Consider the following 22305-nt stretch of genomic DNA (forward strand, 5'->3'; position numbering starts at 1 on the left):
CCCTCGGGACCAGGCCGCTTCGGGGTCAGACCTCCTCGCCCTCGATCCGCTCGTACGCGGTGCGCAGGGCGGAGAGGACGGGGTGGGCCGGGTCAAAGGCGGTGCCGTCGACCGCCGCGATCGGGCGGACGCCGACGCCCGCGTTGAGCGCGAACGCGGCCTCGAAGCGGCCCAGGTCCCCGGCGGCGACGGGCCCGCGCCACTGCCGGCCCGGGTGGGCGCGGCCGAGCAGGGCGGCGGTGACGCCGGGCAGCGCCTCGCCCTCCGGCCAGACCAGCTGCCGCCCGTCGTGGAAGCCGACGTTCCAGGTCGCGCCCTCGGTGACCAGACCGTCCGGGCCGACCAGCAACGCGTCGTCGTAGCCGTCGAGTTGGGCCAACCGGCGCTGCCGGACCAGGCCGAACAGCCCGACGTGCTTCACCTCCGGCAGCTCGCGCCGGTATTCGACGGTGCGGACCCTCAGGGGCGCGGGAGCCGCCGCCGGGGCCGGGCGCGTGGTCACCAGCAGGCGGGGTGCGGCGTCGGCCCCCGGGCGCTCCAGGCCCAGCGCCGGGTCGAACACCGTGACCCGGACGATCACCGCCGACCCGTCCGCCGGCAGTACGCTGCGGATCCGTCGCCGCAGCACCTCGCGGTCCAGCGCGGCACCGAACAGCGTCCGGCCGTCCCGCACCAGGCGGTCCAGGTGCAGCGTCAGGCCGCGCACCCGCCCGGCCTCGGCGCGCAGGGTGGTGAAGTGCCCGTAGTTCAGCAGCCCCAGGGCCGCGACCTGCCCGGCATCGGCCGGCACGCCGTCGATCTCGATCTCAGCCATCCCCCGAGTCTCCCAGCCGCACCCCCGGGGCGCCGGACGCGGGGGAGCCGGCGCAGGGGGAGCCGGCGCCGCGGAGGCCCGTGTCGCGGGGGCCGCCTGCGCGGGAGCCGCCGGTACGGGCGGGCTGCTCGAAGCGCTCGATCCGGTACGCCAGCCCCTCCGGTTCGCCGGTGTCCGCCCAGCGCCAGGCCTCGGCCCACCACTGCGGGCCGCGGACCAGAGGGCGGCCGGCCAGGGCGAGATGGAGGGCCAGGGTCGAGCGGGCGAAGGCGTGGACCCAGCCGTCGCTCTGCCGGTACGCGGCCGTCTCGTCCAGCCGGAGCCAGCGGCCCTCGCGGCCGGCGGCGAGCAGCGGCACCCAGCCGTGCGGCCCGTCGGCGACCAGCAGGACCAGCCGGTCGTCCTCCTCCGCCACCCGGTAGGGCGGGAGTTGGGGCATCCGGGCGAGGCCGAGGGCGTGCTTCCAGGAGACCGCCCAGAGACCGCGGCGGAGGTAGTAGCGCACGGCGTGCTGCCAGGTCCAGTGGGCCTCCAGCCGGTATCCGGGCAGGCCTTCGGCGATGGCGGCCCGGTAGACCTCGTCCAGCGTGGCGGCGGCCAGCCCGCGGCCACGGGCGCAGCGGCGCAGGTAGACGGAGGAGACGGCCAACTGGCCCGGGCCCTTCGTCCAGTTGTCGACCGCCACCGTGCCGACGGGCCGCCCGCCGGTTTCGTCCAGCACCCAGTAGCGGCGCCGGTACAGCTCGCCGTCCGGCCACTCCCGGCCGCTCTCGCCGAGCCGTTCGCGCAGCACCCGCTCGGCGTCCGCGCCCAGCTCCTCGGGGTCGACCGGCTCCGCCAGTTCCCCTTCGGCCCGGGACGCGAGGTCCCAGAGCGCGAACCGCCGGTCGTCCCCCTCCTCCACCGCCCGCAGCCGGGGCGCCGACCCCAGCCGCTCCTGCGCCCGCTCCACCGCCGCATCCCAGGACCTCACCACGGAGTCCACGATATCGGGCCGCGGCCACCGAACGTGACTCGATCACCACCGAACGTCAGCACGAACGGGGTTGATGGTAGGGGAAACCCGACCCCGGGTCTCGACCTGGCCGTCATGACCCCGCCCGGCCGCGCCGCTGCAATGGAAGGGTGCTGATCCACCGGGCCGACAGGCGGCCCTCCGTCCGACAACTCACCGACCCCACAGGCCTGTTCCGCCGACGAGCCGGCTGGTTCGCCGGCTGGCTCGCGGCAGCCGGCTGGGCGGGCGCGTTCCCGTTCCTCTCCGGGCTCGCGCCGCACCGCGGTTGGGGCGCCGTCGCGGCGACCGGCTATCTGGCGGCGGCCGTTGCCGTGCTCGTGGTGCCCTGGCGGCGGGCCCGGCCGGTCTCGGTGGCGGTCGCGGCGGCCGGCGCCGTCGTCGTCCCGCTGCTCGGGCTGGCACTCACCGGGCGGGGACAGAGCGAGGTCACCGTGATCGAACGGTCGGCCGCTCTGCTCCTGGAACACGGCTCGCCGTACCTGGCCGAGCCGCTGACCGTCACCGACTACACCCCCTACCTGCCGGCCATGGCGCTGCTGGGTCTGCCGCGCGCCCTGCTCGGGGCGGACGGGTGGCCGGCCCGGCTGCTCGGCGACGCCCGGCTCTGGTGCGCCGCGGTGTTCCTCGGCTGTCTCTGGGCCACGGGCCGCCCGTACCGGCGCGGGATCGCCCTGCTGGCCGCCTCACCGCTGGTCGCGCTGCCGCTCTGCGTCAGCGGGGTGGACCTGCCGATGACCGGTCTCTGCTGCCTGGCCCTCGCCCTCGCCGCCCGGGGCCGCCCGGGCGGGGCCGGTCTCGCGCTCGCCCTGGCCTGTTCGCTCAAGTGGACGGCCTGGCCGGCGGTCGCGGTCGCGGCCGCGCTGCTGGCCGCCACGGCCGGCCGGCGGGCCGCGCTGCGCGGGACGGCCGTCGCGGTGGCGGGCACGGCCGCCCTGGTGCTGCCGGTGGCGATGCGCTCACCCGGTCCGCTGGTGCGGCAGGTGTTCGCCTTCCCCACCGGACGCGGCGGGCTGCCGACGCCGGCCGGCAGCCCGCTGCCGGGGCGACTGCTCGCGGACCTCGGCCCGGCCGGCTGGTACGCCGCCGTCGGCCTGCTGCTGCTCGCCGGCCTGGCCGTCGCCGGCTCACTGGCGGTGCATCCGCCACGGGACGCCGCGGGCGCAGCCGACCGGCTGGCGCTCGGGCTCTGCCTGGCCTTCCTGCTGGCACCCGCCGGACGGTTCGGCTACCTGGCCCTGCCGCTCGTGCTCGTCGTCTGGGCCCGGGTACCCGCCGGCCCCCGCCCCTCTCCCCGTACGGCGCCGGTCCCCCGGACCGCGCCGGCCCTCGGCGCCCCACCGGCCTCCCCACACTCCACCCACTCCGCGCACTCCACCGATCGCCGAACCGAGGTTGCACCGACCCCATGGCCACCACACTCGTCGTCACCAATGACTTCCCGCCCCGGCAGGGCGGCATAGAGACCTTCGTCCACGCCCTGGCCACCCGGCTGCCCGCCGGCGAGGTCGTCGTCTACACCTCGGCAGAACCCGGCGCGGCCGCGTACGACGCCGGACTCCCCTTCCCGGTGGTCCGCGACCGGTCCCGGATGCTGCTGCCCACCCCGCGGGTGACCCGCCGGGCCGCGGAGATCGCCCGCGCGAACGGCTGCGACCGGGTCTGGTTCGGTGCCGCCGCCCCGCTCGCCGCGATGGCACCCGGCCTGCGGCGTCACGCCCCGGGGATCGGGCGGACGGTCGCCACCACGCACGGCCACGAGATCTGGTGGGCGCGCACCCCCGGCGCCCGCCGGCTGTTGCGGCGGATCGGCGACAACGTGGACGTGGTCACCTACCTGGGCGAGTACACCCGGACCAGGATCGCCCCGGCGCTCGGTCCGCGGGCCCGGCTGGAGCGGCTCGTACCCGGCGTCGACGCCGACCTGTTCCGCCCGGCCGGCGACGGTGCGCGCGCCGACGGGCCGGTGGTCCTCTGCGTCGCCCGGCTGGTCCCGCGCAAGGGCCAGGACGTCCTGATCCGCGCACTCCCGCTGATCCGGCGGGCCGCGCCCGGCACCGTCCTGGTGCTGGTCGGACGCGGCCCGGACGAGCGGCGGCTGCGCGCGCTGGCCCGGCGGCACACCGAACCCGGGTCGGTGGTCTTCGCCGGCGGCCTGGAGCACGCCGCGACGGCGGCCCACTACGCGGCGGCGGACGTCTTCGCCATGCCCTGCCGCACCCGGCGGGCCGGGCTGGAGACCGAGGGGCTCGGGATCGTCTTCCTGGAGGCCGCGGCCGCCGGGCTGCCCGTGGTCGCGGGCCGCTCGGGCGGCGCACCCGACGCGGTGCTCGACGGGGTCACCGGCACGGTCGTCGACGGCCGCAGCCCCGCCGCGGTCGCCGCGGCGGTCGGGCGTCTGCTGCGGGCACCGGCCACCGAGCGGGCCCGGACGGGGGCGGCCGGACGGCGCTGGGTGCAGCAGGAGTGGTCCTGGGAGACGTCGGCACGCCGGCTTGCCGGGCTGCTGGACCCGGAACGCGCGGACGCGCACCAGCCGGATGCGGCCCACCGGGATGCGGACCAGCGGGACGCGGAACGTCCTGCACCGGACCGCGCGTCCTCCGACGCGACCTACTCGCCGCGCAGGTGAGCCAGCACGGCCAGCACCCGCCGGTTGCCCACGGCCGGGTCGAGGTCCAGCTTCATGAAGATGTTGCCGCAGTGCTTGACCACCGAGGCCTCCGTGATGCTCAGCCGCCCGCCGATGGCCTGGTTGTTCAGCCCCTCCGCCATCAGCCCGAGCACCTCCCGCTCGCGCGGGGTCAGCCGGGCCAACGGCCGCTCCGTCGACTGCTGCCGGAGCAGCACCCGGACCACGTCCGGGTCGATCACGGTCTGCCCGGCGGCCACCCGCCGCAACGCGTCCAGGAAGTCGGCGACCTCGCCGACCCGGTCCTTGAGCAGGTAGCCGAGCCCGGCCGGCTGCGCACCGGCCGCGCCGAGCAGCCGGGTCGCGTACGGGGTGGCCACGTACTGGGAGAGCACCAGGACGGGCAGCCCCGGGTGCCGGTCGCGCAGTTCGAGGGCGGCGCGCAGGCCCTCGTCGTGGAAGTCGGGCGGCATCCGGACATCGGTGACGACGACGTCCGGCCGGTCCGCGTCCACCGCGGCGGCCAGCGCCCTCGCGTCGCCGACGGCGGCGACCACCCGGTGCCCGCCGCGGGTGAGCAGTTCGACCAGCCCGGCCCGGAGCAGCACGGCGTCCTCGGCGATGACTATCCGGAGCACGGCACCTCCACGCGCAGCCTGGTCGGCCCGCCGATCGGACTGGTCACCATCAGCCTTCCTCTCAGGATCGCCACCCGGTCGGCCAGCCCCTGCAGCCCGGCCCCGGCCGCCGGATCGGCCCCGCCGCGGCCGTCGTCCGTCACCTGGACCACCAACCGGCCGCCCTCGACCCGGCCGTGGACGGTGATCGCGGCGGCCCCGCTGTGCTTGGCGGCGTTGGTGAGCGCCTCGGTGACGGTGAAGTACGCCGTCGTCTCGACCGGACCGGGCAGCCTCGCCGGCAGGTCGATGTCGACCGCGACCGGGATCGGGTGGCGCAGCGCGACCTCGGTGACGGCGGCGGCCAGCCCGTGGTCGGTGAGCACCTGCGGGTGGATGCCCCGGACCAGGCCGCGCAGCTGCTCCAGCGCCTGCCGGGCCTCGTCGCGCGCCCGCTCGACCAGCGCGGCCGCCCGGCCGTCACCGCCGTCACCCCCGCTGCTCCCGCCCAGCTCGTACGCGGCCAGGCCGAGGGTCATGCTGAGCGCGACGAGCTGCTGCTGGGCGCCGTCGTGCAGGTCGCGTTCGATGCGGCGGCGCTCGGCCTCGAAGGCGTCGACGAGGCGGGCCCGGGAGCGGGTCAGTTCGAGGACCTGCCGGCCGGGGTCCTCGTCCCGGGGGCCGAGCAGGAACCGGACCAGCCGGACCCGGCCGACGGTCAGCAACGTGCCCGCGTAGGCGCAGAGCAGCAGCCCGGCCAGGCCGACGGCGGTTGCGGGCAGGGCCTCCACCGGGCCCGGGATCGCCTGTCCGGGGATCAGCATCACCGTCTCGGGGGCCAGCGCCCAGACCACGACCGGGGCGCAGACCAGCGTCGCGGAGAAGACCAGCAGGGCGGTGAGGCCGAGGTCCGCGGCGGCCAGCGGCAGCGCGAACAAGGCGGTGTAGCCGAGCTCGCGCCAGGTGGCCCGCTCGCGCAGCCGGGTGCGGAGGCGGGCCCGGCGGCCGGCCCCGGGCAGCGGGCGGTGCGGATCGGGCACGGGCACCGGCTCGACCAGCCGCAGCCGGCGGCGTTCCAGGGCCCCGACCGGCAGGCCGCTGACGGCGACGGCCGGCAGGACCAGCAGGCCGACGCCGACCACGGACAGCGCGAGGCCCGCCGCCAACAGCACGGCCAGGACGACGAGCAGCAACAGGCCGAGCACCGCTCCGCTGAGCACGTGCGCCCAGCAGCGCCAGGGGGTGGACGACCGGAGGAAGCGCAGCGGCCTCGCGCGCAGGGCTGCCAGGACAGCGACGGGTTGCTGTCCCTCGTCCGCCCGCTTCCCACCCATCCGGCCAGCCTAACCGACCGTCTGACGGCCCTTCGGCGCAGCGGTCGGGGCGGTCGATGCGGGCGATCCGGGCGACGTGGCCATCACGGCAGGCACGGCAGGCACGGCAGGCGCAGCCGTCGCGGCTGCCGGGTCAGGCGCGGCCGGCTGCCGGGTCAGAGCGACGGCGACGATCACGGCCAGGCCGCCCAGGAGGGCGTTCCAGCCGACGGGTTCGGCGAGCAGGAGGGCGCCGAGGCCGGTCGACCAGAGCGGGGTGACGTAGGTGACGGCGGCGGCCACGACCGTGCCGGCGGTGCGGACCAGGGTGAGGTTGAGGATGTAGGCGACGCCGGTGCCGAGCGCGCCGAGGGCCAGGAGGGCGGCGGCCGGACCGGCGCCCGGCCAGCGCGGGGCGCCCGCGGCGAACGGGGCAACCAGGGCCGACTCGGCGGCGGCGCAGGCGATCTGCACGGCGGAGAGGCCGGTGGCCGAGTGCGGACGGCCGGAGAGGTGGCGGCGCAGGTAGGCGAAGCCGGCGCCGTAGCAGCAGGTCGCGGCCAGGCAGGCGAGGCCGCCGGTCACCCCGCCCGGGCCTGGGCCGCGCCACACCCCGAGGAGGGTCAGCACCCCGGCGAACCCCAGGCCGAGCCCGGCGAGGCGGCGCGGGCCCGGCCGCCGCTCCCCGGGCACCACGAGGACCGCGAAGACCAGCGTGAACAGCGGGGTGGTGGCGTTCACCACCCCGGCCAGCACCGAGCTGACCCGGGTCTCGCCGTAGGAGAAGAGGGCGAACGGCACGGCGTTGAGCAGCAGTGCGGCCACCGCCGAGTGGCCCCAGGTGGCGAGGTCGCGCGGGGCGGGCTCGCGGCGCAGCGCGAGGATCGCCCAGAGCGCCGCCGCCCCGAGGACGCAGCGCCAGCACGCCACCCACAGCGGGGGCACCCCCACGTCGACGGCCACCTTGATGAGCGCGAAGCTCGCGCCCCAGATCGCCGACAGTGCCACGAACCCCGGCCACCAGCGCCGCACCCCGACCACTCGTCCTCTCCCGCCTTCGCCCACGCGGACCTCCGCACGAACGGGCCTTCGCGCCCGTACGCCCTCGTGCCGTACGCCGTCGCGCCCGTACGCCCTCGTGCCCTGCAACCGCGTGCCGAGCGCCCTCGCGCCCGTGGACAGAGGGTGGCCCGAGGCCGGAGCATGAGTCCAACAAGTGGTGATGCCGCACGGATGAGGAAGTCTCATGGCCTCGGAGGTCAATCTCGCCCAGCTCAGGGCGCTGATCGCGGTCGCCGACGCGGGCGGGTTCGGCGCGGCCGCGTCGGAGCTCGGCATCAGCCAGTCCGCCGTCTCGCACGCGGTCGCCGCGTTGGAGCGCACCCTCGGCGCGCCCGTCCTGCACCGCACCGCCCCGGCCCGCCCGACCCCGCTGGGCGAGCAGATCCTCCCGCACGCCCGCACGGCGGTCGCCTCCGCGGCGGCCGTGCGCACCATCGCCACCCGGCACTCGGGCGGCCTCACCGGCACCGTCCGGCTGGCCGCGCCGACCACCGTCTGCCAGGGCCTGCTGCCCGGGCTCCTGCGGGACTGGCGGGCGGCGCACCCCCGCCTCACCGTCAGTGTCTTCGAGGGCGAGGACGACGAGCTGGCCGTCTGGTTGGAGGCGGGCACGGTGGACGCCGCCGTACTGGTGGACGCCGACCCGGTGCCGCCCGGGTCGGTGGCGCTCGGCGCGGACTCGATGCACGCGCTGCTGCGCCGTGACCACCCGCTCGCCGGGGAGCCGGCCGTCGACGTGGCCGACCTGGAGGACGACGACTTCCTGCTCTCCGAGGGCGGCTGTGAGCGCCACATCCGCGAGGCCTACCGCCGGGCCGGCGTCCGGTTCGCGCCCCGGCACCGGATCCGCGACCTCAACACCCTGATCGGCATGGTGCACGCCGGTGTCGGGGTCTCGGTGATGCCGGCGCTGGCGCAGCCGATGTTGCCGGCCGACTGCGTCCTCGTCCCGATCCGCCCCGCCGTCCACCGGTCCCTGACGCTCACCGGACCGGGCGGCCGCCCCTGGTCCCCCGCGGTGAACGGGCTGCTGGCGGCCGTCCGCTCGGCACGGAGCTGAGCCACCCGCCCGCCGGGCGGCCGAGCGCACCGCCCTTCCCCGCGAAGTCGCCTTGACCGTTTCGGGGTTGACGCCCTCTCAGGACAGGTCTATACCAGTGGAGGTCTTCGGCGACGCGGCGTCGCCGTCGGCCTCCCCGGGGCCCGACGCGCCTCCCCCACTGTTGGCGCGGGCGGGCCTCCCCTGCCGTTTCCCTGAGAGGTCTCCCATGGAACGTGCTCTTCCCCCACAGCAGTTGGCACAACAGACCGGACGGCAACCCGGGGCGCAGCACCGGCGCAGGCACCGGCGGGCCGTGGTCGCCGCGGCCGGCGTGCTCGGGCTGGTGGCCGGCGGGCTCGCGGCGCTCGCCGGGAGCGGGTCGGCGGTGGCCGCGGTCGACGCGGCGTCGGCCGCCACCGGGCTCGGCAGCAACTGGTACGCCTCGGCGCCCTACCTGATGCCCGAGGACAACAGCCCGCCGGACGCGGCGGCAGTGATGGACGCGACCGGGCAGAAGGCGTTCCAGCTGGCCTTCATCCTGGACAAGGGCGGGTGCTCGCCGGCCTGGGGCGGCACCTCCTCGATCGACACGGACACCGCCATGCCGGCGGTGATCCAGACCATCCGGGCCAAGGGCGGCGACGTCTCGGTCTCGGTCGGCGGCTACGGCGGCACCAAGCTGGGCCAGACCTGCGGAACCCCGGAGGCGACCGCGGCCGGCTACCAGAAGGTGGTCACCAAGTACGGGCTGAAGGCGATCGACTTCGACCTGGAGGAGCCGGAGTACGAGAACACGGCCGCGATCCGCAACGAGATCGGGGCGGCCCGGATCCTCCAGCGGGACAACCCCGGGCTGTACGTCTCGATCACCACGGCCGGGACCAACGCCGGCACCGGGTGGTTCGGGCAGCAGATGCTCAACGAGGCCAAGTCGCAGGGCTTCACGCCGGACAACTACTCGATCATGCCGTTCGACGGCGGGTTCAACGGCGCGGCGGCACAGACCAACGCCCTGGTGAGGTTCAACCAGATCCTGCAGACCACCTTCGGCTGGACCGAGGCCAACGCCTATGCGCACGAGGGCGTTTCGCTGATGAACGGCCGGACCGACGCCGCGGAGTACTTCCGGCAGGCGGACTTCCAGGCCGTGCTGGACTTCGCGCTCGCGCACAAGCTGGCCCGGTACACCTACTGGTCGGTCAACCGGGACCGGCAGTGCCCGGGGACGGTCGACCCGGGGCTCTCCGGGTCGTGCTCCAGCGTGGCGCAGAACGACTGGGACTTCACCAAGTTCACCGTGCGGTTCGCCGGGGCCACCCCGCCCACCACTCCCCCGACCACGCCGCCGCCCACCAGCTCCTCGCCCGGGGCCTGCACCGATCCGGCGTGGAGCGCCGCCACCACGTACACCGGCGGCGCCAAGGTGTCGTACGGCGGCCACAAGTACCACGCCAAGTGGTGGACGCTGAACGAGAACCCGTCCGCCGGCGGGCAGTGGGGCGTCTGGTCCGACGACGGCCCCTGCTGAGCCCGGGTGGGCCCGCCCGCCACGGCCGACGGGCCGGCGGGCGGGCCCACCGCTGCACTCCACCACCGCGCGGGCCACCACCACCACGCGGGCCACAACCACCGGGCGGACCACCCCAGCCGGACCGGGCCACGGCCGCACAACGCCCGAAGGAGGTGTTGCCGTAGCTGGCCCCGCTCGTTATTCCTGTTATGAGCTCAGACTTCCGGGCAAGCGGCAGCGCCCTCGACGAAACGATTCTGCACGATGCGGTCCTGCGCGAATCCCCGATCTTCGCCCGGCTCGCCCTGCTCTGGCTCGACGCCGGACGGATGGTGCCCGGCCGGCCCGACCAGGAGTGGCGCCACCTGACCGAACCCCCGCAGCTCTTCCGCCTCGGCCGCACCGCCGTCGCCCTGCACCCGGGGGAGGACGCATGACCTGCCCGGAGACCCCGCGCATCCCCTCCCAGCGCAGGCCCGCCGGGTCCTGCGCCGTGCCGCTGGAACTCCGGGCCGTCGTCTGCCCCGGCATCACCGTCTCGGTCGCCGCCTGCCTGCGCTACGACCCCGCGGAGCCGTACGCGGTGTACCTGGACAACCACACCGACCTGGACGAGCCGATCACCTGGATGTTCGCCCGCGACCTGCTGGCGGCGGGCATGGACGCCTGGGCCGGCACGGGCGACGTCTCCGTCCACCCGGGCACGGGCGCCACCTCGCAGACCCTCTTCATCGCACTGGGTGGCGAGAACGGCACGGTCGTCCTCCGGGCGGAGGCCGCCCCGGTCAAGGCCTTCCTCACCGCCACCGAGCGGATCGTGCCCTTCGGCGCGGAGCCCCGGCACCTCGACCTGGACGGACTCCTCCACCGGCTCCTGGAGGAGCGACCCCCGGAGCCGGACCGGTGACCGCCCGCACCCGGCCGCCGGCCGCCGCCCCGGAGGCCGCGGGGGCCTGCCGGGTCCGGCCCGCCGACCGGCCGGGGCTGCTCCCGCTCCCGCCCGGGGCGGCTCCCCGGGCGCGCCCGCTCGCGGCGGCGGCCACGTCCGCGCCGGCCTCCGTCATCGTCCGCCATCGGCCCGGCCCTGACAGCAGCGGGCGGTCGACGACGGAAACGGGCACACCATTCCTCCACGGATGTGCTCACTCCGTGAAGTTGACGCGTCCTGACCCCTTGTCAGACCAATCATTCCTACCTACCTTCGTGGATCAGGACTCCGGCCCCATCGGGCCCGGAGGTCCGCGGCGGCCGCAACCCGCGCCGCCGCAGGGCGCACGACAAGACCTGGAGGCGTCACATGCCCACAGCCGTGATCAACGAGATCCGCGACGCGGGACCGCTGGTGGTCGACGACGAGTTCATCCTGTTCGAGGACGACGACCGCAGCGACCACGACGCCACCGCGTGTCTCGCCGACCCGTGGGTGACCGCCACCACCCGCTTCGCCTGCGACCTCTGACGTGACCGAGTCCATCGCCGGCCGAAGCGGATGGTCCGATGACACCTGGTCGTACCTGAACGATCCGCGGATGCCGGCGATGGACCACGGTTGGAAGCTGCACGTCTCGGCCCGGCCCGGCGACCTGGAGGCCGTGACCGGCCTCGTCCTGCCGGTGCTGTCGCGTCACGTCTGCCACGCGAAGTGGGCCCGGAGCCCGGAGACCCTGCGCGAGATCAACTCCGGCGTGTCGAGCGCAGGTGCCGTCGGGAAGGCGATCACGGTCTACCCGGCACCCGGCGTCCTCGTCGGGCTCGCCGACGAACTCGTCGCCGTACTGCGCGGCCGGGAGGGTCCGCAGATCGTCAGCGACCGGCGGGTCGATCCGGCCGCCCCCGTCTACTACCGCTACGGGCCCTTCACGGGCGACTACCGGACCGGCCGGAGCGGGCGGCTGGAGTCGGTCATGGTGGGCCCGGACGGCCGGGCGTTCGACGGCCTGGCCGACGGTTCGTACCGCTGCCCGCCGTGGGCCGAGGATCCGTTCGAGAACCGGCCCGGGCACGACGCCGGGCCGCGCTCCTCCGCCGGGTTCGGCGGTGGACGCTACCGGGTCACCGGCGGCATCGTGCGCAAGCCGCAGGGCAACGTCTACCGCGCGGTCGACCTGGCCACCGGGCAGCCGGTGGTCGTCAAGCAGGCACGGGCCTTCGTGGCCGAGGACGAGTCCGGTGCGGACACCCGCGACCGGCTGCGCAACGAGCGCACGGTCCTGGCCGCGCTCGACGCCGTCCCCGGCGTGCCCCGCGCGCTCGACTACTTCCGGCACCGCTCGGACGAGTACCTGGTGATGACCAGCTGCGGCGGCCGGGACCTGCGGCGGGAGGTCCAGGAGAACGGCCCGTACCGGCCCGATCCGGCCCGGCCGTCGCGCACGGTGCCCGACCTGGCCGCCCAGCTCCTCCGCGTCCTGGACGGCATCCACCTCCGGGGCGTGGTCGTCCGCGATCTCAAGCCCGGCAACGTCGTGCTCGACGCCACGGGCCGGTGCCGGGTGATCGACTTCGGGATCAGTGCGCTGGACGGCGTCGGCCCGGACGGCTCGACCCCCGGCTACAGCGGCCCGGTCCGCCGCGGGACCGGCGGCACGGCCGAGCCCGCCGACGACTACTACGCCCTGGGCGCGACGCTCTGCTTCGCCGCCACCGGGATGGAGCCGGTGATCGTCGACGCCGACGACGCCGTCAACCGGGACCGCACCCTCGACTGCCTGGCCTGGGCGCTGCCCGGCGACGACCACCGGTGGATCCGGGCGGGGATCGCCGGGCTGATGAGCTTCGATCCGGCCGTGCGGACCGCCGGCGCCGACCGGCTCCGGGCCGGCGCGCCCGTCGCGGCGTCCGGGGTGCCCGCGGCGGCGGCGTCCGGGGTGTCCCGACCGTCCCGGGGCCCCGGACGGCTCCGCTTCGACGACGGCCTGGCCGAGGAGGTCGTCGAGCACACGGCCGCGTTCTGCGTCGACGAGGCCCGCAGGATCGCGGACCCCGTACTCGCCGCCCGCGCGAACATCCCGACGCCGGTGGACGTCTACGGCGGCAGCTCGGGGCTCGGCCTGGAGCTGCTGCACCACCTCCACCGGCCCGGGGTGCGGGAAACCGTGGACGCCCTGGCGCAGTGGACGACCGGCCAGTCCAGGAACCTGTCGCCGGGCTTCTACTCGGGCCGTACCGGCGTCGGGCTCTTCCTCGCCGAGGCGGGGGCGGGACCCGGAGGCCACGCGGACCATCCGGACCACCCGGACGGCCCGGACCTTCCCGCCCGCGGACCGGACGGCGGACCACCGGAGGCGGACCTGATCGAGGGCGTCGCCGGAATCGGCATCGGCCGCCTGCTCCTCGCCCGGCACGCCTTCGCCGACGGTGACAGCCGGCTCGCCGACCGGCACCTCGCCGTCGCCGCCGCGTGCGACCGGATGCTCGCATCCGGCAGGGCCCGGCTGACGCCGGCGGGCGCCGACGGGATCGGCAGCGCCGCCCTGCGCGAGGGATTCGCGCACGGCGAGGCGGGTGTCGCGTACTTCCTGGTCGAGTACGCGGGCGCGACCGGCGATCCGGCCGCCCTCCACCGGGCCCGGCGGGCCTGCGCGGACCTCGCCGCCGTCACGCCGGGCATCATCGCCGCGGCGGCCGGCCCGGGGGCGACGCGACGCTACGGCTCGTGGTGCCGGGGCCTGGCCGGGATCGGGACGGTGCTCGTCCGGGCCGCCGACCGCCTCGGCGAACCCGGGCACCTCGTCCTCGCCCAGCGGGCCGCGCGCACCTGCGCCGCGCTGGCGCCGCGCATGCCCCTGGTCAACCAGTGCTGCGGCCTGGCCGGCGTGGGCGACCTGATGGTGGACGTCGCCCGGGCGTCGGGATCCGAGGAGTTCTGGAACGCCGCCGAGACCGTCGCCGCGCTCATCCTGAGCCGCAGCGGCGGCACCCCGTCCCGTCCGGTGTTCCCGGACGCCGGACTGGCCCGGTCGAGCGCCACCTGGGCCGGCGGCTCCGCCGGCGTACTCGCCTTCTTCCGGCGACTGCACGACCGCGGCGGACAGCGGCTCGGCCTCGTCGACTGACCGCCTCCGGGCGCCGCAATGCCGCCGCCGGCGCCCCCGGGGCACGCGGACGAGGCGGCGCGGGTTCCCCGGTCATCCGATATTGCGGGGCGGCAACCTGCCCATGTGCCGCAGACTCGGACCGAGCACTTTTCCAGACCGGAGGATGGCATTCATGGTTGACCGGCCCTTGACGCTGATGGCGGTGCACGCCCACCCCGATGACGAAGCCACCGGAACAGGGGGTGTCCTCGCGCGGTACGCCGCGGAGGGCGTTCGCACGGTCCTCGTCACCTGTACCGACGGCGCCTGCGGTGACGGACCCGGGGGCGTCAAGCCGGGCGAGCCCGGGCACGATCCGGCGGCCGTCGCCGCCATGCGTCGTCAGGAACTCAAGGCGAGCTGCGAGGTGCTGAACGTCGGCCACCTGGAGCTGTTGGAGTACGCCGACTCCGGGATGATGGGCTGGCCGGCCAACGACGCCCCCGGGTCCTTCTGGCGGACCCCCGTGGAGGAGGGCGCCGCCCGTCTCGCCGAACTCATGCGGCACTACCGGCCCGACGTGGTCGTGACCTACGACGAGAACGGGTTCTACGGCCACCCCGACCACATCCAGGCGAACCGCATCACGATGGCGGCGCTGGCGATGACCGGGATGTCGCCGAAGGTGTACTGGACGACGGCGCCGCGCTCGATGATGCAACGGTTCGGGGAGGTCATGCGCGAGTTCGGCGCGGACTGGGAGGAGCCGGATCCGGCGGAGGCCGCCGCGATGCCCGAGATCGGACTCCCCGACGAGGAGATCACGACCTGGGTGGACACCACCGAGTTCGGCGGCCAGAAGTTCGATGCGCTGGCCGCGCACGCCAGCCAGGGGGAGAACATCTTCTTCCTGAAGATGGGCAAGGAGAGGTTCACCGAGCTCATGGGCGTGGAGACCTTCGTGCGCGTCGCGGACCCCACCGGCGTGGCCGTACCCGAGAACGACCTCTTCGCCGGGCTGCGCTGATCCCGGCACGGCCCGGGCCGCCGTTCGCGGGCGGCCCGGGCCGCGGACGGCGGCTGTGCAGACGGTCCAGGTGGTCGGGGTCAGCGGACGTCAGCGGACCTAGCAGGAGGTCAACGGCCCTCAGCGGACCTCAGCGGGGGATCAACGGCCCTGGAGGGACCTGACGTTGTCGCCGAAGGTCCAGCCCTTCGAGCCGTCCCAGTTGGCCGACCACGTCATGAGCCCCTTCAGCGAACCACCGAAGGCGTTCCACGACTGGCCGACCAGGCTCGGCGCCATGTAGCCGCCGCCCGCACCGGGCTGGGCCGGCAGGCCGGGCACCTGCTTGTCGTAGGGCACCTTGATCGTGGTGCCCTGGATGGTGAGGCCGTTGTTCAGGCAGGTGGTCTGCGCGGTGAAGCCCTGCACGGTACCGGCCTGGTAGGAGTCGCCGGAGCAGCCGTACATGCTGCCGTTGTAGTACTGCATGTTCAGCCACCACAGCTGCCCGTTGTCGGCGTACTTCTTGATGATCGGCAGGTAGGCGCCCCAGATCGACCCGTAGGTGACGCTTCCGCCGGTGACGTAGGCGGTCTCGGGGGCCATGGTGAGGCCGAAGCCGGCCGGCATCCGGGCGAGGACGCCGTCGATGATGCGGATCAGGTTGGCCTGGGAGGCGGACAGCGTGTTGATGTTGCCGCTCCCGGACAGGCCGGTCTCGATGTCGATGTCGATGCCGTCGAAGTTGTACTTCTTGAGGATCGGGACGACGGTCGCCACGAACTTGTCGGCGACGGTGCCGGAGCTCAGGTCGATGCCCGCGGCGGCGCCGCCGATCGACATCAGGAGCGTCGCCCCGGCCGCCTTGGCCTGGCACATCTCGGCGGGCGTCGAGACCTTGACGCCGGCGTCCATGCCGTCCTGCCACAGGACGGTGCCGTCCGAGAGGATCACCGGGAAGGCGGCGTTGATGACGTTGTAGCCGTGCGCGGCGATCCGGCTGTCCGTGATGGGGACCCAGCCCAGGCCGGGGTGGACGCCATTCGCGGCGCCGTCCCAGTTCTCCCAGTACCCCTGCAGGACCTTGCCCGGCGGCTTGGGCTTCGTGGGGCAGGTGTCCCCCGGCGGCGTCGTGGTCGGCGTCGTGGTCGTGGGCGGGGCGGTGGTCGGCGGCGTGGTCGTGGGCGGGGCGGTGGTGGGCGTGGGGGTGCTGCCGCCGGGGCCCGTGAGCGACACGTCGTCCGCGTAGTACGCGGGCTGCCCGTACCAGCCGTGCAGGTAGACGGTCACCGAGGTGGTGCTCGGCCCGGTGGTGAAGCCGACGCTGAGCCGGCCGTACGACGGGCTGCTCGGCGTCCAGGTGGACGGGGCACTGGTGATGCCCGAGCCGGTGGCGCCCAGGTAGACGTAGCTGCCCTGGACGTAGGCGCTCAGCGTGTACTGGGAGTCGGGCTGCACGCTGATGGTCTGGGCGCACTGGGCGTTGTCCTGGCCGGTCGGCGTGGCCCTGAGCGCGGAGGCGCCGGAGTGGACCGGGCTGCTCACCGCCGCGCCGGAGCCACCGGAGCAGGTCCAGTCGGAGAGCCCGTTCTCGAACCCGGGGTTGGCCACCAGGTTGGTGGTGGCGGCCCCGGCCGTGACGGAGCCGGCCACGGCGATGCCGGCACCGATGACGGCACCGATGACGGCGGTGGCGCTCACCCCGGCGAGGGATCGCTTCAGGACGGTCGGTCCGTTCTTGGCGGGGCTGGTCCGGTTCACCTGCGGCGCGCGCTCCACGGTCGCCCGGTGCGGGCGGGGAACCCGGGGCGGCTCGCTCCCGGTCCGGCCGCCTTCGAGGCGGGCGGGATCCGGACAAGGGCGGTGATGGCCCGACAGGCGCGGAGTACGCGATCTCCGACGGAACATGCTGTGCTCCCTTCCCGCCGGGCGCCATGGACATGACCGGCGTGGGCGTGGCGCCCGGCTCTGGGTGAGGTGGGGGACATGTGGGGCTGTGCCGGACCGGATCGTAGGAGGGGCGGCAGGGCCCGTCAATAGGTCTGGACCAATTGCGGGATTGCGGCTCATTCCGGCAAGGACGGTCCGCGCAAGTTCCGCGTACGGGAAGGCCGCTGACTCCTCACCACCGGCGCGGCCCCCGTGGCACCGGGCTCCGCCGTCCCGACCCCTTCGTGGCGCGGGGCCGGGACGACGAGGCCGCCCCGGCCTTCGCACCGGACGGGCGGCCTTCGCCCCGGCCTTCGCGTCAGACGGCCGGCTTCCGGACGGGGGCCGGCCCGGCGGTGAGGAGCGCCGTGATCTCGTCGGCGAGGTGCGGGCCGAGCTCGCCCCAGCCGTCCTTGTAGCCGTAGACGCCGGCCAGGGTACGGGCCTCGTAGTCGCCGTTCATGATCTCGATGTCGTCGGGCGTGATGAGTGCCGGGTGGGCGACGCCGACGGCCGCCGAGACCTTCATCAGCTCCCTGCGCAGGGTGCGCAGGTACGCAGCAGCCCGGTCGGCCTTCGAGGCCGGGTCGATGCCGCGGGCCAGCCACGGGTTCTGGGTCGCGATGCCGGTGGGGCACTTGTCGGTGTGGCACTTCTGCGCCTGGATGCAGCCGATCGACAGCATCGCCTCACGGGCCACGTTGATCATGTCGACCCCGAGGGCGAAGGCGACCGCGGCGTTCTCGGGCAGGCCGAGCTTGCCGGAGCCGATGAAGGTCAGGTCGTCGGTCAGCCCCAGCTCGGCGAAGGTGCCGTAGACCCGGGAGAAGCCCATCCGGAACGGCAGCGACACCGAGTCGGCGAAGATCCGCGGCGCCGCCCCGGTGCCGCCCTCGCCGCCGTCGACCGTCACGAAGTCGACCCCGCGGTCACCCCGCGCCATCAGCGCGGCCAGCTCCTGCCAGAAGCCCATCTCCCCCACCGCGCTCTTGACCCCGACCGGCAGGCCGGTCTCGGTGGCGATCAGCTCGACGAAGTCGAGCAGCGAGTCGACGTCGCTGAACGCGGTGTGCCGCGACGGGGAGGCACAGTCCTCGCCGACGGGGATGCCGCGGATCCCGGCGATCTCCGGGGTCACCTTCGCACCCGGCAGCATCCCGCCCAACCCCGGCTTGGCGCCCTGGGAGAGCTTGATCTCTATCGCCTTGACCGGAGCGCCGGCGACCACGTCCTTGAGCTTGTCGAGGTTGAACGTGCCGTCCTCGTTGCGGCAGCCGAAGTACGCCGTGCCGAGCTGAAGGACGAGGTCGCCGCCGTTGCGGTGGTGCGGCGAGAGGCCGCCCTCACCCGTGTTGTGCATCGTGCCCGCCAGCGCCGCCCCCTTGTTGAGCGCCGTGATGGCCGCCCCGGAGAGCGACCCGAAGCTCATCGCCGAGATGTTCACCACGCTCGCCGGCCGGAACGCCTTGGCGCGCCCGCGCGGCCCGCCCAGCACCTTGGCCGAGGGCAGCGAGGCCTGCGGGTCGTGCGCGTCGGGCAGGTGGCCGGCGAACGTCCGCTGCTTCAGGTAGGCGTGGCCCTGCACGTGCTCGACGTCGACCTCGGTTCCGAACCCGAAGTAGTTGTTCTCCTCCTTCGCCGACGCGTAGATCCACGTGCGCTGGTCACGGCTGAACGGGCGCTCCTCCTCGTTGGAGGTCACGATGTACTGCCGCAGCTCCGGCCCGATCGTCTCCAGCAGGTACCGGGCGTGCCCGATCACCGGGAAGTTCCGGAGCAGCGCGTGCCGCTTCTGGACGAGGTCACGGGCTGCCAGGAGCGCCACCGCTGTTGCGGCGGCCGCGCCGATCTTCCGGGCTTGCATGGACGTTCCTCCTCGATGCACAACCTCATCGTCGTGCGGTGAAGTCATCGTGTCGTGTGGGGCGTTGGACGGCACGGGCACATGGCTGGGCCGGCGGCGGCGTCCGTCGGAGAATGCCAAACGATGGTAAGAGTCCACACCGACGGGCATGCGGCCAGGGGTCGGTCCGGTCCGGAGCCGGCTTCGCGACGGCGGGTGACGATGGGGCGCCCGGCCGGTGCGCGGCGACGAGGCCCCCGGCGGTCGGCGGGTGGTCACCGTCGTGACGGCCGCCGACGGCACCGGGGGTCGGCCAGGCGCCGTAGGTGAGGGTGACCCGGCCCGCCAGGTCGTGCAGGTAGAGCAGGTTGAGCTCCGGGAAGGGGTGCCTGTCCGAGATCCGGGCGTATCCCGGATTCCCCATGCCGCGGCTGCCCAGGACGCGGCTGCCCAGGACGCGGGCGCCGTGGGCGCCGCCCGACCGGGCCGGCGTCCCCACTCGGGGCGCTGGTGGCGAACCGAAGCAGGAACGGTTCGCCGTCTCGGCCGCAGGGCGGCCACGGGAGCGCCTCCGGCGGGCCGCTCAGAGCCGGACGGTGAACCAGATGGTCTTGCCGCTGCCGCTGGGGCGGACCCCCCAGCCGTCGGCCAGGGCGTCGACGATGATGAGCCCCCGGCCGGACTCCTCCTCGCTGGTGGCGAGGCGGGGGTGGGGCAGCTGGGAGCTTCGGTCGCCGATCTCGACGGTGAGCTCGGTGCTGGTGCGGCGCAGCAGCAGGTCGATAGGCCCCCGGCCGTGCTGGACGGAGTTGGTGAGGATCTCGGACAGCAACAGGCAGGCGTCGTCGGTTCGCTCGGCGCAGCCCCAGGCGGTGAGCGTCTTGGTGAGGAAGGCGCGGGCCTCGCCGACGGAGGAGGGAACGGTGGGCAGGTCGGTGGTGGCGGTGGCCAGCGGGGCGGCGGGAAGCTGCAGCAGGAGGAGGGTGACGTCGTCGTTGTGGCCGTCGCTGTCGGGCAGCACGGCGGAGAGGACGTGGTCGGCGACGGCCTCCAACCCGCCGTCGCCGGTGAAGGCGCGGTCGACGGTCGCGGCCAACTCGGTGATCTGGGCCTCGATGTCGCCGCCGGGGGTCTCGACCAGGCCGTCGGTGTAGAGCAGCAGGGTGGCGCCGGGCGGTACGGCCAGACAGGCCTGCTGGTGGGGAATGCCGCCGACGCCGAGCGGGGCGCTCACCGGGGCCGGCAGCGCCCGGATGGTCTCGCCGGGGACGGCGAGGAGGACGGGCAGGTGCCCGGCCGAGCAGATCGTGACCTCGCCGGTGTCCGGGGCGATGACGAGGTAGCAGCAGGTGACCAGCTGGTCGGGCAGCTCAAGGTCGGTGACGGCCGCGTCCAGGGCCTGCATCAGCCGGCGGGGTTCCATGCCGGTCTTGGCCAGTGCGTGGGCGGCGGAGCGCAGCTGCCCCATGACGGCGGCCGCCTCCAGCCCGCGGCCCATGACGTCTCCGATCAGGACGCCGACGCGGCCGGCGCCCAGGGGGATGAGGTCGAACCAGTCGCCGCCGACCCCGGCGCCCTGGGTGGCGGGCAGGTAGCGGCTGGCGGTGGCCAGTCCCGGGATGGCGGGTGGGGTGCCCATCAGGCTGCGCTGCAGGGTGAGGGCGATGTGCCGTTGCTGTTCGTAGAGGGCGGTGAGTTCCGCCTCCGCTCGTTTTCGGTCGCTGATGTCGCGGACGATGGCGCAGGCACCGGTCACCGTGCCGTCGGCGGTCCGGGTGGGCCACAGCGTCACGTCCACGTCGATCAGCCTGCCGGTGCGGGTGACCCGCAAAGTCTCGAAGTGCTCGACCTTCTCGCCGTCTCCCAGTCGCTTCAGCAGCGCCGTGATCTCCTCCCGGTGCTCGGGCGGGGCCAGCATGGCCACATGGCGGCCGAGCGCCTCGGCGGCCGTGTAGCCGTAGAGCGAGTGGGCGGCGGCGTTCCAGTAGGTGATGCGGCCGTCGAGGGTCTTGGCGAGGATGGCGTCCTGGGAGGACTCGACCAGCGCGGCGAGCTCGTTGATGCGGGCTTCGGCGGCCTTGCGGTCGCTGACGTCGCGGACGGCGGCGGAGAAGAGCAGACCGTCCGCGGTCTCCAGCGGGCTGAGACTGATCTCGACCGGGAACTCCGTGCCGTCCTTGCGCAACCCGTGCAGCTCCAGCCCCGCCCCCATCGGACGCACCTGCCGGTTCGCCGCGTACTCGTCGCGGTGCCGGTGATGCTGACCCCGGAACCGCATCGGCACCAGCAACTCCACCGGACGCCCCAGCAGTTCCTCACGCGGATACCCGAACAACGCCTCCGTCTGCGCGTTGACCAGCGTGATCACCCCCGCATCGTCCGCGATCACCATCGCGTCCGGCGCCGCCTCCAACAACGCCCGGAAGCGGGCTTCGGCGGCCTTGCGGTCGCTGACGTCGCGCACGGCGGCGGAGAAGAGCAGACCGTCCGCGGTCTCCAGCGGGCTGAGACTGATCTCGACCGGGAACTCCGTGCCGTCCTTGCGCAACCCGTGCAGCTCCAGCCCCGCCCCCATCGGACGCACCTGCCGGTTCGCCGCGTACTCGTCGCGGTGCCGGTGATGCTGACCCCGGAACCGCATCGGCACCAGCAACTCCACCGGACGCCCCAGCAGTTCCTCACGCGGATACCCGAACAACGCCTCCGTCTGCGCGTTGACCAGCGTGATCACCCCCGCATCGTCCGCGATCACCATCGCGTCCGGCGCCGCCTCCAACAACGCCCGGAAGCGTTCCTCCATCGTCCCCGCATCCGCCGTGACACCCCGGCAGCCCGTCCCCTGGCCGGCAGTCGTGTCCTTGCCCGGTCTCCGGCCCACCTCGTCGCCCACGCCCGCTCCCTTGCCTTGCCGTACCGGTGGTGGTGCTCCACCCCAGCGCATCAGGGCTCCGGGCGCCTACCTATGTCCGCAATTGGCCGCTGACATTTGAATACTCCTAAAGGAAGATCAAAAATGACCATATGCCTCGGGCTTGGACTCACTCATCGTCGAGCGGGCCGCCCGGTCGGTGGCAGCCCGACGGGAGCGCGGGTTGAGGGCCGTCGCAGCACGCCGAGCGGCCCGGCCCCGACGAAGGCCGGGCCCGGGCCGCTTCGGCCACGCTCGACACCCGCCTCGACCGGGACGACGCCGCGGCGAGCCCCCTCAGCGCTCGGCTCACCGGTCCGAGGAGGCCGACGGTTCAGCGGTGTTCGGGTTCTCGAAGTCGAAGCGGCAGCCGGCGTCCCGCTCCGAACGCCGGTTGCCCTCGGCCGGGATGCCGCCGGAGCCCTCGTCCAGGTACGACGGTCCGGGGCCGGCCTCACCGACCCGCCCGGCATCGGCATGAGGACTCCCCCATCGTGGGTGGTTCGGGCGGGAATTCCGTGCGCGTGTCGCCCGGCTCTGACAGAGCCGCGGTCGGACACGAGGACAGGCGGATCGAATGCAGGCGAACCGCCAAAGA

Annotated in this window: 16 protein-coding genes and 2 pseudogenes; 9 read left to right on the plus strand and 9 right to left on the minus strand. The window is 74.5% G+C overall.

Annotated elements, in window-relative coordinates; all coding sequences use genetic code 11:
- Positions 1–25 precede the first annotated feature (25 nt).
- Positions 26–814 (minus strand): aminotransferase class IV, encoded by a 789-nt coding sequence (locus tag C2142_RS09735; protein WP_148642320.1) that lies wholly within the window; start codon positions 812–814, stop codon positions 26–28.
- Complete coding sequence (locus tag C2142_RS09740) at positions 807–1790, minus strand: GNAT family N-acetyltransferase (protein ID WP_153882765.1); 984 nt, start codon at positions 1788–1790, stop codon at positions 807–809. The genes C2142_RS09735 and C2142_RS09740 overlap by 8 nt, the downstream gene beginning before the upstream one ends.
- Positions 1791–1939: 149 nt before the next feature.
- Here C2142_RS09740 and C2142_RS09745 point away from each other — a divergent pair, with 149 nt between their 5' ends.
- A complete protein-coding gene (locus C2142_RS09745) occupies positions 1940–3292 on the plus strand; it encodes a glycosyltransferase 87 family protein (RefSeq protein ID WP_241002476.1) in 1353 nt (450 codons plus the stop codon).
- A complete protein-coding gene (locus tag C2142_RS09750; protein WP_148642022.1) occupies positions 3238–4461 on the plus strand; it encodes a glycosyltransferase family 4 protein in 1224 nt (407 codons plus the stop codon). Before C2142_RS09745 ends, C2142_RS09750 begins: the two co-directional genes overlap by 55 nt.
- On the opposite strand, the gene C2142_RS09755 is transcribed toward C2142_RS09750, so the two are convergent.
- The 3 genes from C2142_RS09755 to C2142_RS09765 are packed head-to-tail and all read right to left on the minus strand — an operon-like array spanning position 4443 to position 7399.
- Positions 4443–5099, minus strand: a complete 657-nt coding sequence (locus C2142_RS09755) for a response regulator transcription factor (RefSeq protein ID WP_148642023.1) — start codon at positions 5097–5099, stop codon at positions 4443–4445. The two genes, C2142_RS09750 and C2142_RS09755, sit on opposite strands and share 19 nt — an antisense overlap.
- Positions 5087–6412, minus strand: a complete 1326-nt coding sequence (locus C2142_RS09760) for a sensor histidine kinase (RefSeq protein WP_148642024.1) — start codon at positions 6410–6412, stop codon at positions 5087–5089. Before C2142_RS09760 ends, C2142_RS09755 begins: the two co-directional genes overlap by 13 nt.
- Before the next feature lie 9 nt (positions 6413–6421).
- Entirely contained in the window at positions 6422–7399 is a 978-nt protein-coding gene (locus C2142_RS09765; protein ID WP_208693219.1) for a DMT family transporter, read from the minus strand.
- Positions 7400–7637: 238 nt separating this feature from the next.
- On the opposite strand from C2142_RS09765, the gene C2142_RS09770 reads away from it, so the two are divergent.
- The 7 genes from C2142_RS09770 (at position 7638) to C2142_RS09800 (ending at position 15048) form a co-directional block, all read left to right on the plus strand.
- Entirely contained in the window at positions 7638–8513 is an 876-nt protein-coding gene (locus tag C2142_RS09770; RefSeq protein ID WP_148642026.1) for a LysR family transcriptional regulator substrate-binding protein, read from the plus strand.
- Between the two features lie 295 nt (positions 8514–8808).
- On the plus strand, positions 8809–10023 hold the full coding sequence (locus C2142_RS09775) for a carbohydrate-binding protein (RefSeq protein WP_241002477.1): 1215 nt from the start codon (positions 8809–8811) through the stop codon (positions 10021–10023).
- Positions 10024–10214: 191 nt separating this feature from the next.
- Positions 10215–10442 (plus strand): hypothetical protein, encoded by a 228-nt coding sequence (locus tag C2142_RS09780; protein WP_148642027.1) that lies wholly within the window; start codon positions 10215–10217, stop codon positions 10440–10442.
- Positions 10439–10912, plus strand: coding sequence for an SsgA family sporulation/cell division regulator (locus C2142_RS09785; RefSeq protein ID WP_148642028.1), 474 nt, complete (start codon positions 10439–10441; stop codon positions 10910–10912). The genes C2142_RS09780 and C2142_RS09785 overlap by 4 nt, the downstream gene beginning before the upstream one ends.
- A 390-nt stretch (positions 10913–11302) precedes the next feature.
- Positions 11303–11464, plus strand: coding sequence for an SflA family class IV lanthipeptide (locus C2142_RS09790; protein ID WP_174315602.1), 162 nt, complete (start codon positions 11303–11305; stop codon positions 11462–11464).
- 1 nt (position 11465) lies between these two features.
- Entirely contained in the window at positions 11466–14060 is a 2595-nt protein-coding gene (gene lanL, locus C2142_RS09795) for a class IV lanthionine synthetase LanL (RefSeq protein ID WP_148642029.1), read from the plus strand.
- A 154-nt stretch (positions 14061–14214) separates the two neighbouring features.
- A complete protein-coding gene (locus C2142_RS09800) occupies positions 14215–15048 on the plus strand; it encodes a PIG-L family deacetylase (protein ID WP_148642030.1) in 834 nt (277 codons plus the stop codon).
- 141 nt (positions 15049–15189) lie between these two features.
- Here the strand turns inward: C2142_RS09800 and C2142_RS41970 are convergent.
- The 4 genes and pseudogenes from C2142_RS41970 to C2142_RS09815 all read right to left on the minus strand — a co-directional run.
- Positions 15190–16146 (minus strand): annotated as a pseudogene (locus tag C2142_RS41970) (chitinase); the annotation flags it as partial.
- Between the two features lie 159 nt (positions 16147–16305).
- Positions 16306–17097 (minus strand): annotated as a pseudogene (locus tag C2142_RS41975) (carbohydrate binding domain-containing protein); the annotation flags it as partial.
- Between the two features lie 178 nt (positions 17098–17275).
- The gene (locus tag C2142_RS09810; protein WP_148642032.1) at positions 17276–18820 is read right to left on the minus strand and encodes an FMN-binding glutamate synthase family protein; all 1545 of its coding nucleotides are present in this window, start codon (positions 18818–18820) and stop codon (positions 17276–17278) included.
- 562 nt (positions 18821–19382) lie between these two features.
- Positions 19383–21599, minus strand: a complete 2217-nt coding sequence (locus C2142_RS09815) for a PAS domain S-box protein (RefSeq protein WP_148642033.1) — start codon at positions 21597–21599, stop codon at positions 19383–19385.
- Between the last annotated feature and the right edge of the window lie 706 nt (positions 21600–22305).

Source organism: Streptomyces sp. CB01881 (assembly GCF_002953255.1).
GTDB lineage: Bacteria > Actinomycetota > Actinomycetes > Streptomycetales > Streptomycetaceae > Kitasatospora.